The sequence below is a fragment of the Amycolatopsis sp. NPDC051071 genome (assembly GCF_040682875.1).
Classification (GTDB): domain Bacteria; phylum Actinomycetota; class Actinomycetes; order Mycobacteriales; family Pseudonocardiaceae; genus Amycolatopsis.
Window position 1 is genome coordinate 20,230 of the sequence record NZ_JBFBBY010000003.1, and the last position, 12,577, is coordinate 32,806.

The following is a 12,577-nucleotide window of genomic DNA, read 5'->3' on the forward strand; positions in this document are numbered from 1 at the left end:
CTGAACGGACAGACTGCGTCTGACAGTGAGTTACCTATGGTGATCAAAGAAGCCACTCGCACCGCGGCCTCGCCCGCCCCGGCCCGGCGCTCCCCGCGCCATCGCCGGGACGGGCGGGCCGCCCTGCTCTACCTGGCTCCCGGCGGCATCCTGCTGCTCGCCATGCTGGTCTATCCGATTTACCAGCTCGTGCTGATCTCGTTCTACGACTACGGCCAGCCGCAGGCGGTCGGCAACGCGCCGCTGGTGTTCCTCGGCTTCGGCAACTACGCCGACCTGCTGCAGAACCTCCAGTTCTGGGAGGTGCTGGCCAAGACCGTCGGGTTCACCGCGGTCTGCGTCGTGGGCAGCCTCGCGCTCGGGACGGCGCTGGCCGTCCTGGCCACCCGGGTCCGTACCTGGGCGCGGGTGCCGCTGTTCCTGGCGGCGCTGGCCGCATGGGCGACGCCGGCGATGGCGGGGTCGTACGTCTGGCTGTTCCTGTTCGACGCGGACTTCGGCCTGGTGAACGAGGTGCTTTCGGGACTCGGGTTCACCGGGATGGCAAACCACTCGTGGACCTACGGCACCTACGGCACGTTCGGGCTGGTGGCCGCCGAGGTCATCTGGTGTTCGTTCCCGTTCGTCATGGTGACGATGTACGCGGGGATCAAGGGCGTGCCGGAGGAAGTCATCGAGGCCGCGTACCTCGACGGCGCGTCGACCTGGCGCACCACGTGGTCGATCACGCTGCCGATGGTGCGGCCACTGCTGACCATCGCCACGATCCAGTCGATCATCTGGGACTTCAAGATCTTCACCCAGATCTACGTGATGACCAACGGCGGCGGGGTGGCCGGGCGCAACCTCGTGCTCAACGTCTTCGCCTATCAACAGGCCTTCGCCGGACAGGAATACGGTCTCGGCGCGGCACTCGGAGTCGTGATGACCTTGCTGCTGCTGTCCATCACCGGGCTGTACGTCCGGTCGCAACGCCGGGGTGCCGGATGGGTGTGACGACAGCGCCGAAAACCCGTCGAATCACCCGGCCAGGCAGGTTGATCGCCGAGATCGTCTGCGTGGTGATCGCCGGGATGGTCGCGTTCCCGGTGTACTGGATGGTGCTTTCGGCGTTCAAGCCCACCGGGCAGATCCAGGCGGAGAACCCTCGCCCGTGGACGCTGACCCCGACGCTGGAGCACTTCGAACGGGTGCTCAGCGGCGAGGGCTTCGCGATGTACTTCCTGAACAGCGTGATCGTCGCGGTCGTGGTGGTGGCGTTGTCGCTACTGCTGTCGTTCCTGTCGGCGGTGGCGCTGACCAGGTTCAACTTCCGCGGCAAGACCGTGCTGCTGGTGATGGTTCTGGTGGCGCAGATGGTCCCGGTCGAGGCACTGACCATTCCGCTGTTCTTCCTGATGCGGTCGGTCGGCGACGTCGCGCCGTCGTTCGGCACCAACCACCTCGGCTCGCTGATACTGGTGCACCTGGCGTTCAGCCTGCCGTTCGCGATCTGGATGCTGCGTGGTTTCGTCGCCGCGGTGCCACAGGAACTGGAAGAGGCGTCGAAGATCGACGGGGCGAGCCGCATGCGGTTCACCTGGCAGATCCTCTTCCCGCTGGTGGCGCCCGGGCTGGTGGCGATCAGTGTGCTGTCGTTCATCCACGCCTGGAACGACTTCCTGTTCGCCAAGACGTTCATCATCTCCAACACCGAGAATCAAACGCTCCCGCTGGCGATTCTCGTGTTCTTCAAACCGGAGGACACCGACTGGGGCGCGGTGATGGCGGGTTCGACCCTGATGACCATCCCGGTACTGGTGTTCTTCATCCTCGTGCAACGACGACTCGTGTCCGTCATGGGCGGCGCGGTGAAGGGCTGACATGCCTGGCTTCGAAACCCTGCTCCCCCGTCCCGTCTCGGTGGAACCGCTGCCGGGCGAGTGCCCCGTCCCGTCCGAAGTGGACGTCCGGGCCGATGCCGGGCTGCCCGCCGAGGGCTACCGGCTGGAGATCGACCCGTCCGGGGTGACCCTGCACGCCGCCGACGCGGCAGGCGAGTTCTACGGCCGCCAGACGCTGCGGCAGCTCATCGGGCCGGACGCGTTCCGGGCCGCGTCCATCCACCGTGGACAGCGGTCGATCCCGTGTGGGGTGGTGACCGACCACCCGCGCTTCGGCTGGCGAGGCTGTTTACTCGACGTGGCGCGGAATTTCCGGACCAAGGCCGAGGTGTTCCGGTTCGTCGACCTGCTTGCCGCGCATAAGCTCAACGTGCTCAACCTGCATCTGACCGACGACCAGGGCTGGCGGATCGAGATCCCCGAGTTCCCGAAGCTGACCGAGGTCGGCGGCTGGCGGAAGTCGTCCATGGTCGGGCGGCACGACGGCCCGGAACGCGACGGTCGTCCGCACGGCGGGTACTACACGACCGAAGACCTGCGTGAGATCGTCGCGTACGCCGCCGCGCGCGCGATCACGATCGTCCCGGAGGTCGACATCCCCGGGCACGCGCGGGCCGCGATCGCCGCCTATCCCGGACTCGGCCCGGAGACCGAGGAACCGTACGAAGTCTGGACGAGCTGGGGTATCAGCACGTCCCTTCTGAACACGGAGAAGTCCACTGTGGACTTCTTTCGGACGGTTTTCGACCACGTACTGGACATCTTCCCGTCGGAGGTCATCGCACTCGGCGGCGACGAGGTCCCCGGCGCGACCGAGGAACACGGCCGGTTCGTCCGCGAGATCGCCCGGCATCTGGTCGAACGCGGACGCCGTCCGCTCGGCTGGGACGAAGTACTCGAAGCGGGCGACCTGCCGCCGATGGTCATCGGTTCCTGGCAGAGCGAAGCGGCCGGTGCCCTCGCCGCGGCGGCCGGGCACGACGTCGTCATGTGCCCCGAGGACCACGTGTATCTCGACCACCGGCAGTCCGACCACCCCGACGAGCCGATCCCCGTCGGATACCTGCGGACGTTGGAGGACATCTACGGCTACGAGCCGGTGCCCGCGGATTTCCCCGCTGACCGGGCGATTCTCGGCACTCAGGCGCAGGTGTGGTCGGAGCACCTCGACACCGTGCGCCGCGTCGACTACGCCGCCTTCCCACGGTTGAGCGCCTTCGCGGAAGTGGCGTGGAGCAGCCCGGACGGCCGGGACTACGCGGAGTTCCTGCCACGCCTTCGGGACCACCACCTGCCGCGCCTGGACGCACTGGGCGTCGAGTACCGGCCGCTGGACGGACCGCGTCCGTGGCAGACACGGCCGGGGGTTCCGGGACGGCCTCGCTAGTACCTTGCACCCCGCGCGGGGAAGGGGGCCATTATGGAACGATGAGTGATCAGTCCGCGCGGTGGATCGACGCCACCCAGCTCCCTGAAGAACTCGTCGCGCTCCTCGACTCCCTCGGCCATGGCGAGGACGTGCGCATCACCCGGGACGGCAAGACGATCGGGACGATAACGGGCACGGTTCACGAAGAGCGGTTCGCCGCAGCGGCCTCCGAGGACGTCACGGTCGTGGCCACCGCGATGAAGCTGTCGGAGTCGGCGCGGTCCGCCTTGTCCGATCGGCTCGGCCCCGGTTACGTCGTGCTGGACATGAAGTCGGCGCCCACCAGCGTCGATGTCCTGCTGGTACCGCCGGTCAGCCCGCAGCTGATCGCGAACTTCCGGACGCTGTACCCGAAGGCCCGGGTGGTGATCGCGGAAATCGAGGACGCCGAACTCGGAGTCCGCTACGAAGGCCCCGTCCGCCGCCTCCTCGACGCCGGCGCCGAGGTCTACCTCCCGTCCAGCACGATCCCGCGCCTGGCCGAGCACCTGGACCGCACCATGACTCACCTGAACCAGCTCACCGGTGATACGTCGGTGCCACTGACCATCGAATCGCCGCGGGACCAAGCCCGCGAATGAGTGCCGGGGTTCTCGGCTTGTTCATGAAGGAATTGGGACACTCAACGTCCCAGTTCCTTCATGAACGCGGACAAGTTTGTACGAGTCTTGTGCGGAGCCCGGTTAGTGTCCGCGGAATGTCCTGGAAACTGCTCTCCGTGAGCCTGCTCGCCGCGATCGCGAGCACCGGATTCACGGCATCAGAAGTGGCCGCGGCCCCGAAGACCTACTACGTCGACCAAACCCTCGGCAGCGACGCCGCGAGCGGCACCTCGCAGCAGGCACCGTGGAAATCGCTGTCGAAGGTCTCCGTGACCACGTTCGCCGCGGGTGACACCGTTCTGCTGCGCCGCGGCGGAGCTTGGCCCGGCGGCCTCACCGTCAAGGGATCGGGCGTCACGATCGGCGCGTACGGCACCGGCGCCCGCCCGATCGTCAAGGGCAACACCGAGGCGTGCGTCGATCTGCCCGGCAACGACAACCGCGTGCAAGACCTGCAAATCGGCGTCGCGGCCGACGCCGGGCGTTGCTCGTGGGCCGGTGTGAAGGTGTCCGGAGACCGCAACAAGGTGCTGTCGAACCTCATCACCGGAGCGGGCGCGGGCGTGTACATCGCGCCGTCGGCGGACCACACCGAGGTGACGCAGAACGACCTCGTCGACAACAACCACATGACCGTCGTGACCCCGGGCGGCAACGACGACTCCGGCGCGTTCGCCGTACTGGTCCAGGGCAACGACTCCGACATCGGCTGGAACCGGATCAGCGGTTCGATCGCGAAGTCCGACGACTTCGGCGGCCTCGACGGTGCTGCCGTCGAGATTTTCTACGGGTCCCGCAACGTCATCCATCACAACGTCTCCGAGGACAACGAGACCTTCACCGAACTCGGCACGGACGCCAAGGATCCCGACGGCGTCTCGACCGGCAACGTCTTCGAGTACAACGCGGTCTTCGGCGCCAAAACGCGCGGCGGGATCATCACGCGCGGCGCCGAGGACGGCAACGGGCCCGTGCTCGGGACGGTGTTCCGCAACAACTCGCTCCGGCTCTCGAACGCCGAGTCGGAGGGTTTCGTCTGCTACGGCGGCTGCACGAACCAGATGCTGACGATGACGCAGAACGTCGTCCAGGCGGCGTTGAAAGTCGGTTACGCGGATCCGGCCTTCACAGCGACGGATCACAACGTCTACTTCGGCGGGCTGCGGCAGTTCACGGCCGGCGGCACGGACAAGGTGGCGGACCCGAAGTTCACCTCGGCGACGAGCCTCGTGCTGAAGGCGGGAAGCCCGGCGATCGACCTCGGCACGACGAAGTACGACGACCGCGACGTCGACGGGAATCCGGTCTACGCCGGTGCCCGGGTCGATGCGGGGGCCTACGAGTTCCAGGGTTAGTGAGGGGTAAGGCAAAGGTGGCGCCTTCGGGCGAGTGGCGCCTGGGCGCACTCGCGTGCCTGAAGGCGTAACTCGCGTGCTTGAAGGCGCAACTCGCGTACCTGAAGGCGTAACTCGCGTGCTTGAAGGCGTAACTCGCGTGCTTGAAGGCGCAACTCGCGTACCTGAAGGCGTAACTCGCGTGCTTGAAGGCGTAACTCGCGTGCTTGAGCACGCGAGTCACGCCTTCGCCCCTGGCCGCCGACCCCGCGAACAAGTCGGTCACAACGAGCCCGGGCACCACGCCACGATTGCCTTGCCCCTCACTAGAACGCCGTGACGGACTACAGCGTCAGTTGTAGATGCGCTGGATGGCGCCCGCCGCGACGAGCCCGTTGACCCACAGCGAGTTCACGCGCGAAACCTCCTGGGCGTTCGGGTTCGCGTTGGTGCAGGACGGACCGGGGCCGCCGCCGGACATCAGTTCGGAGCACGGACCCTGGTAGTGGTCCGGCAGGCCGAGCGCGTGGCCGGTCTCGTGCGCGGCGATCCGCGTCTGGTCGTACTCCTGCGCCTGCGTGTAGTCGATGAAGATCGTGCCACTGCCGTGGCCGTCGGTCTCGGCATACGAGCCCGAGGGGTCGTTGCCCTCGGTGTAGCGCAGGGTGGCGCCCGACGAGCTCTCCTGCAGCTTCACGTTGGACACCGAGTTGTTCCAGTTCGCCGCGCCCGCCTCGATGGCGGCGCGGAAGCTGGGCGCACCCGAAGCGTCGTAGTAGACCGTGGTTACCGCCGCGGTCTGCTGAGCAGGCTGGACCGCGGCCGTGGCCTGTCCGGCGGTGACCGGGACGGCGAGCAGCGCCAAGCTCACGGACGCGGAGACGAAGAACTTCCTTGCCATGGACCCACTCCTTGTAAGGACAACGGAATGGTTCGTGAATCTAGGAGCGAAACCCACGACATGGCACCAACTTTCGTCGCTTCCGCCAGCTGGTGATTTACCAACACTTTCGTCCTATTGACATGCGCGTGGTCGCATACAACGATGGGCGGCCCGCCGTGTTCAGGGTCGCAGGACGAGCTTGCCGGACGTCGCCCGCGCTTCCAGCTCCGCGAGCGCCTTCGGGCCGTCCGCGAGGTCGTACACCGTCGGCGTACCCGGCGTGCAGACACCGGCGGCGATAAGCGAGCGCAACTCCGCCATCAGGTCCGCGAAGATGCCGGGTGCTTGCTCGATCAGGACGCCGAGGTGCAGGCCGATCACGTGGATCTGATGCCGGAAGTTCAAGTCCCGGTTGGTGATCGCGGCCTCTCCCCCGGCGAAGCCGTAGACGACGACCCTCCCGGTGACGCGCTTGGCGGCGGCGAGACTGGCGGCGAAGTTCGCCCCGCCGACCGATTCGAGCACGAGATCCACGGCGCCAGGGTCCTCCCCGTAGCCGAGGACGCGATCGGCCCCCAGCGCCCGCACGAGGTCGTGTTTACCCGGCGACGCGGTGCCGATCACCGTGGCGCCGTAGTGCTTGGCCATCCGGACAGCCGCTTGGCCGACCGCGCCCGCCGCCGCGTTCACGAGCACCGTCTCGCCGGAAGCCAGGCGCCCCAACGGTTTCAACGCGGCGAGCGCGGTGACCCAGTTCAGGAGCAACCCCGGTGCCTGTTCGTCCGCCCAGCCCTCCGGTACCGGCACCACGCCCGCGGCGGACATGACCATGTACTCGGCGAAAGCCCCGCCGCCGGTACCCAGGACGTGGTCGCCGAGCGCGACCCCGGTCGTCCCCTCGCCCAGTGCGACGACCTCCCCGACACCCTCGAAGCCGGCGACGTACGGCGCCAGAGGGCCACCTTCGTAGGTACCCCGGGTCTGCATGACGTCGGCGAAGTTGACGCCCGCCGCGGTGACCTTGACCAGGATCTCGCCTGGTCCCGGCCTCGGCACGGGTGCGTCGGTGATCAGGTGCAGGTCTTCAGGTCCGTTCGCGGAGTTCTGCCGTAGGGCACGCATCGAAGTCATGATCCGACGCTAAAACCCTCACGTTTGCGTCAGGGTCAAATCGCGCAGGTACACGTCGAGTGCGTCACGGTTACGGGTCATGAGCACGATCCGGCGATCGAGCGCTTCCCGCTGCCGCGCGACCTCGTCGATCAAGTATTCGCACCGCACCTTGGGCCGCACGTCTTCCGGCCCGTCGAGGTACGGCAGGATCTCGCGGATCAGCCGGGTCGGCAGCCCGGCGTCGAGCATCCCGCGGATCCGCAGGACCGCCTCGACCGAGCCGTCGCAGAAGTCGCGGTAGCCGTTGCCCTCGCGGCCGGAACTGATCAGGCCTTCTTCTTCGTAATAGCGCAGCGCGCGGACGCTGACCCCTGCCTTCTGCGCGAGTTCGCCGATCTTCACCTGCCCAGGATAATCACCGGGACGCGGTATAGGCCGTTATACGGTTTTCGGTCTGTACCAGACCTCGGGGCGGCCGACCTGGCCGTAGCGGGGCTCGCGGTGGGCGAGGCCGTTGTCGGCGAGGTATTCGAGGTAACGCCGCGCGGTGACCCGGGAGGCGCCGATCGCGGTCGCGGCCGCACCAGCGGACAACCCGTCAGCGGCCGCGGCGAGGACTTCCGTGATGGACTCCAGGGTCTGCGCACTCATCCCCTTCGGCAGCGACGGCCGCTCGGTGGTGCGCAGGGTGCCGAGCGCCCGGTCGATCTCGGCCTGCCCGGTGACCTCGCCCGACGTGCCGTGGAACTCGGCGTAACGCTCGAGTTTTTCCCGCAGTGAGGCGAAAGTGAACGGTTTCAGCAAGTACTGCACCACCCCGACGGACACGGCGGCCTTGACCAGCGCCAGATCCCGCGCCGACGTCACCGCGATGACGTCGATCGGCAGCCCGGCGGCGCGCAGCGAACGGCAGACCGCGAGCCCATGCGTGTCCGGGAGGTAGAAGTCCAGCAGCACCAGGTCGACCGGCTCGCGCTCACAGAACCGCAGCGCGTCACCGCCGGAGTGGACGACACCGGACACAGTGAAGCCGGGCATGCGTTCGACGTACACCCGGTGCGCGTCGGCGGCCACCGGTTCGTCTTCGACGACCAGCACCTTGATCATCGTGTCGGCCCCTTCGGCGTCTTCAATGGCAGGCGCACGGTGAACACCGCGCCCTCGTCCCGTCCGACATCGATCGTCCCACCGTGCCGCCGCACCGCCTGACCCACCAGTGCCAACCCGAGTCCGTGGCCGTCCTCGGGTTTGGTGGACCACCCGCGCCGGAAGACCTCTTCGACGTCTTCGACACCAGGCCCGGTGTCGGCGACCCGGAGCAGCAGGCCGTCGGCGCCGGACCGCACGGTGACCTCGACGCCGGGCCGTTCGCCGTCGGCCGCGTTTCCCGCCGCCGCGTCGATCCCGTTGTCGATCAGGTTGCCGAGGATGGTGACCAGATCGCGGGGCGGGACGCCGGTGTCCGAGTCGTCCATGACGGTGTCCGGGGCGATGGTGAACTCGACGCCGCGCTCGCTCGCCTCCGCCGCCTTGCCCAGCAGCAGCGCCGCGAGCACCGGTTCGGCGACCGCGCCGACGACGCGATCGGTGAGTTCCTGCGCCAGCGCGAGTTCCGCCGTCGCGAATGCGACGGCTTGTCCGGGACGGCCGATCTCGACCAGCGAAACGACCGTGTGGAGCCGGTTCGCCGCCTCGTGCGCCTGCGAACGCAACGCCTCGGCCAGTCCGCGCACCGTGGTCAGCTCGCCGGTCAGCGCCTGCAGTTCGGTGTGGTCGCGCAGGATCACCACGGTGCCCATCGCCTCGCCGCGCGACCGCACCGGCGCGGTGCTGACGACGAGCACCCTTGCCTCGGTGAGGTGGAGTTCATCGGTGCGCTCCTCCGCCGATCCGAACGCCTCGACGAGATCATCCGGAAGGTCCAATGCGGACAGTTCCCGCCCGACCGGGTCCTCGCCGACGCCGAGGAGCGCGCGGGCGCCGTCGTTGCACAGCACCACGCGTCCGTCGCCGCCGACGAGCAGCAATCCCTCACGCATCGAATGCAGGACGGCTTCGTGATACTCGAACAGGTTGCTCAGTTCCTCTGGCGCGATCCCCCTGGTCTGCCGCCGCAGCCGCGCGCTGACCAGTAGACTGCCGATCCCGCCGACCACCAGTACCGCGACCGCGACGCCGATCAACGGCCACAGGCGTTCCCGCAGTTCCGCGTCGATCGCCTCGACGGTGATGCCGACCGAGACCAGTGCGACCACCTGCCCGCCGGAGCCGAGCACCGGGACGACGACGCGTTCGGACGGCCCCAGCGAACCGGCGTAGGTCTCGACGACCTTGCCGCCGCGCTGTGCCTCGCCGATGTTGCCGATGAACGGCTGCCCGATCAGCTCCGGATTCGGATGGGTGAACCGGATCCCGTTGATGTCCATGATGGTCACGAAGTCCACCCCCGTATCCGCGCGGACACTCTGCGCGAACGGCTGCAGTGTCCTGGCCGGATCCGAAGTGGACAGTGCGGCCGGCACACCCGGCGCGTCGGCCGCGGCTTCGGCGACCGCGGTCACCCGGTCCCTCGCCCGGTCTTTGGTCGCCCTCACGGAATCGAGGTAGGCGAAGGACAGCCCCGCCGCGACGAGCACGAAAAGCACCACGAGCTGAAGGATCAGCAGCTGGCGGGCGAGACTTCCGCGTCTGGTCCGGGTCCGCGTCGTCGGGGGCATCCGCCCATATCAGCACACCCGTGTCGCGGCCGCCCGGCCCGCCCGGCCGGAATTCTCCGGAAGCCGCTCGCGTGAACTCAATGAACACAACCGTGACCCAGCTCACCTGGCCGGGTGATAGTGACCGGCAATTCCCGGAGATCCCCGAGCTGGAGGCAAAGGTGCCTACAACGCCCGAAGCGGCGCCGCGTCGCCGAGACAAGATGCATTACCTGTACCTGGCCGTGATCGCGGCGGTCGTCCTCGGCGTCATCGTCGGGTTCGCCGCGCCGGGTCTCGCCAAGGAACTCAAACCCCTCGGCACCGGATTCGTCAACCTGATCAAGATGATGATCTCCCCCATCATCTTCTGCACCATCGTGCTCGGCATCGGATCGGTGGCGAAGGCCGCGAAGGTCGGCAAGGTCGGGTTGCTGTCGCTCGGTTACTTCCTGATGATGTCGACGTTCGCGCTCGCGATCGGTCTCGTCGTCGGCAACCTGCTGCACCCGGGTGCGGGCCTGCACCTCGACCCGGCCGCCGCCGCGAAGGCGCACACGCAGGCCGAGGGCAGCGAGGGCAGCGTCGACTTCCTGCTCGGCATCATCCCGACCAGCTTCGGTTCCGCCTTCACCGAAGGCCAGGTCCTGCAGACGCTGCTGGTGGCACTGCTGGCCGGATTCGCCGTGCAGAAGCTCGGCACCAAGGGCGAACCGATCCGCCGCGGCATCGAGCACATCCAGCGGCTGGTGTTCCGGATCCTCGCGATGATCATGTGGGCGGCCCCCGTCGGCGCGTTCGGCGCGATCGCCGCCGTCGTCGGTGAGACCGGCTGGGGCGCACTGCGCAGCCTCGCCGTCATCATGATCGGCTTCTACCTGACCTGCCTGGTGTTCGTGTTCGGCGTACTCGGCTCGGTGCTGTGGCTCGGCGCGCGGGTCAACATCTTCACGCTGCTGAAGTACCTCGGCCGCGAGTTCCTGCTGATCCTGTCGACGTCTTCGTCCGAATCGGCGCTGCCGAGGTTGATCGCGAAGATGGAGCATCTCGGGGTTTCCAGGCCGGTCGTCGGCATCACGGTGCCCACCGGGTACTCGTTCAACCTCGACGGCACCGCGATCTACCTGACCATGGCGACGCTGTTCATCGCGACGGCGCAGGACCAGCCGCTCGCGCTTGGCGAGCAGATCTCGTTGCTGCTGTTCATGATCATCGCCTCGAAGGGGGCGGCGGGTGTCAGCGGCGCCGGTATCGCCACCCTCGCCGGCGGGCTCCAGTCGCATCGGCCGGAACTGGTCGACGGCGTCGGGTTCATCCTCGGCATCGACCGGTTCATGTCCGAGGCCCGCGCGCTGACCAACTTCGCGGGCAACGCTGTCGCGACCGTCCTGGTCGGAACGTGGACCAAGGAGTTCGACCGGGAACGGGCGAACCTGGTCTTCAGCGGACAGGCCCCGTTCGACGAAGCCACCCTGATCGACGATCACGCCTCGGATCCCCACGAGGGCAGTGACGGCGACCGGGAGAAGGCCGTGGCGCACGTGTAGTGCCCCGGCGAAATGAAGAACCGCGGTGCGAGGGTCCCCCGTCCTCGCACCGCGGTTCTTCGTATCCGGCAAACTGACTGCCATGCCGGACGCCATCGACCGCTACGTGCCCGCGCGGTATTCGCAGCTTCTGCACGGCAACTTCGCCGCGATGGCGGACTCTCCCGAGGGCGAGGTCTTCCTGCGCGACCTGGTCGAGGACGCCCGGCGGATCACCGGCGACGAACTGGAAGCCCTCTTCGAGGCGGACTGGCGTCCTCGAATCACCGCCGCCTGGCTGATCGGAGCCGACCGCCGGACCGAGTGGCGCGAGCGGATCCGCGAACTGTTCCTGGAAAGCAAGCTGGTCTTCGCCGGGCAGGGCTACTGTTTCGCGCTGGCCCGGTTCGGCACCCTCGCCGACGCCGAAATCCTCGTGTCCTATCTGGACCATTACCTCGCCCGGCCGACCCTGCGCTATGACCAGGCGTGGGCACTCGCGGCCCTGCACCACATCGACGCCGACCTCAGGACCGCGTACACGTCGCGTTATCTGCGGCCGGGCGGCCTGTGGGAGAGCTGGTCCGCCGAGAACAGCACAGATCTGCCGTTCCAGAAGATGTGGTTTGACAAGCTCTGCTCGCATGTCCAGCGGGCCGTGCACGCGGCAGACGTCAGGCGCTGACCCTGTCGTCGTAAACGACCCGGGAAGTGGCGATCGAGTCACGGTGACGTTCCGCCCAGCTCAGCAGGCCGCTCAGTGACGCGTACAACTCCTTCGCCATCGCGGTGGCCTCGTACTCCACCTTCGGCGGCACCGTCGGATACACAGTGCGGACGAGCAGGCCGTCACGTTCGAGGTTCCGCAGCGTCAGCGTCAGCATCCGGCGGCTGATGCCCTCCACCGAACGCTCCAGTTCGGTGAACCGCACCGGGCCGCGCGTGGCCTCCAGCAGGATGCCGATCGCCCATTTGCCGCTGATCCGGTTGATCACCTCGAGCACGGTGCACGCTTCGAGTTTTTCCGGGTCGACCACGTTGGCCTGCACGGTCACATCAGTGTTCCCCTGGGACATCAAAGTGCCTCCTTCCGGCAGGGAACAGAGTCACA

13 protein-coding genes are annotated in these 12,577 nt (G+C 67.6%); 7 read left to right on the plus strand and 6 right to left on the minus strand.

What is annotated here, in order from left to right:
* Positions 1-36 precede the first annotated feature (36 nt).
* The 5 genes from AB0M65_RS01535 (at position 37) to AB0M65_RS01555 (ending at position 5,269) form a co-directional block, all read left to right on the plus strand.
* Positions 37-996 (plus strand): sugar ABC transporter permease, encoded by a 960-nt coding sequence (locus AB0M65_RS01535; RefSeq protein ID WP_364019706.1) that lies wholly within the window; start codon positions 37-39, stop codon positions 994-996.
* Complete coding sequence (locus AB0M65_RS01540) at positions 987-1,862, plus strand: carbohydrate ABC transporter permease (protein ID WP_364019709.1); 876 nt, start codon at positions 987-989, stop codon at positions 1,860-1,862. Before AB0M65_RS01535 ends, AB0M65_RS01540 begins: the two co-directional genes overlap by 10 nt.
* A 1-nt stretch (position 1,863) precedes the next feature.
* Positions 1,864-3,270 (plus strand): beta-N-acetylhexosaminidase, encoded by a 1,407-nt coding sequence (locus AB0M65_RS01545; RefSeq protein ID WP_364019712.1) that lies wholly within the window; start codon positions 1,864-1,866, stop codon positions 3,268-3,270.
* A gap of 41 nt (positions 3,271-3,311) precedes the next feature.
* Positions 3,312-3,893 (plus strand): hypothetical protein, encoded by a 582-nt coding sequence (locus tag AB0M65_RS01550; protein ID WP_364019715.1) that lies wholly within the window; start codon positions 3,312-3,314, stop codon positions 3,891-3,893.
* A gap of 116 nt (positions 3,894-4,009) precedes the next feature.
* Positions 4,010-5,269, plus strand: coding sequence for a choice-of-anchor Q domain-containing protein (locus tag AB0M65_RS01555; RefSeq protein ID WP_364019717.1), 1,260 nt, complete (start codon positions 4,010-4,012; stop codon positions 5,267-5,269).
* A gap of 331 nt (positions 5,270-5,600) precedes the next feature.
* Here AB0M65_RS01555 and AB0M65_RS01560 read toward each other — a convergent pair whose 3' ends face one another.
* The 5 genes from AB0M65_RS01560 to AB0M65_RS01580 all read right to left on the minus strand — a co-directional run bounded on the left by AB0M65_RS01560 (position 5,601) and on the right by AB0M65_RS01580 (position 9,961).
* Positions 5,601-6,149 (minus strand): snapalysin family zinc-dependent metalloprotease, encoded by a 549-nt coding sequence (locus AB0M65_RS01560; protein ID WP_364019720.1) that lies wholly within the window; start codon positions 6,147-6,149, stop codon positions 5,601-5,603.
* 162 nt (positions 6,150-6,311) lie between these two features.
* Positions 6,312-7,262, minus strand: a complete 951-nt coding sequence (locus AB0M65_RS01565) for a zinc-binding dehydrogenase (RefSeq protein WP_364019723.1) — start codon at positions 7,260-7,262, stop codon at positions 6,312-6,314.
* A gap of 18 nt (positions 7,263-7,280) precedes the next feature.
* Entirely contained in the window at positions 7,281-7,646 is a 366-nt protein-coding gene (locus tag AB0M65_RS01570; RefSeq protein ID WP_364019726.1) for a MerR family transcriptional regulator, read from the minus strand.
* A 36-nt stretch (positions 7,647-7,682) separates the two neighbouring features.
* Entirely contained in the window at positions 7,683-8,351 is a 669-nt protein-coding gene (locus tag AB0M65_RS01575; protein WP_364019729.1) for a response regulator, read from the minus strand.
* Positions 8,348-9,961, minus strand: a complete 1,614-nt coding sequence (locus tag AB0M65_RS01580; protein ID WP_364019732.1) for a sensor histidine kinase — start codon at positions 9,959-9,961, stop codon at positions 8,348-8,350. Before AB0M65_RS01580 ends, AB0M65_RS01575 begins: the two co-directional genes overlap by 4 nt.
* Before the next feature lie 203 nt (positions 9,962-10,164).
* Between AB0M65_RS01580 and AB0M65_RS01585 the strand changes: the two genes are divergently transcribed.
* Together AB0M65_RS01585 and AB0M65_RS01590 are read left to right on the plus strand one after the other, a co-directional pair.
* Positions 10,165-11,487: a cation:dicarboxylase symporter family transporter gene (locus AB0M65_RS01585; protein ID WP_364020027.1), complete on the plus strand. Its 1,323-nt coding sequence runs from the start codon at positions 10,165-10,167 to the stop codon at positions 11,485-11,487.
* A gap of 82 nt (positions 11,488-11,569) precedes the next feature.
* Positions 11,570-12,151, plus strand: a complete 582-nt coding sequence (locus tag AB0M65_RS01590) for a DUF6000 family protein (RefSeq protein WP_364019735.1) — start codon at positions 11,570-11,572, stop codon at positions 12,149-12,151.
* Here AB0M65_RS01590 and AB0M65_RS01595 read toward each other — a convergent pair.
* Positions 12,141-12,542, minus strand: coding sequence for a helix-turn-helix domain-containing protein (locus AB0M65_RS01595; protein WP_364019738.1), 402 nt, complete (start codon positions 12,540-12,542; stop codon positions 12,141-12,143). The two genes, AB0M65_RS01590 and AB0M65_RS01595, sit on opposite strands and share 11 nt — an antisense overlap.
* Positions 12,543-12,577 lie beyond the last annotated feature (35 nt).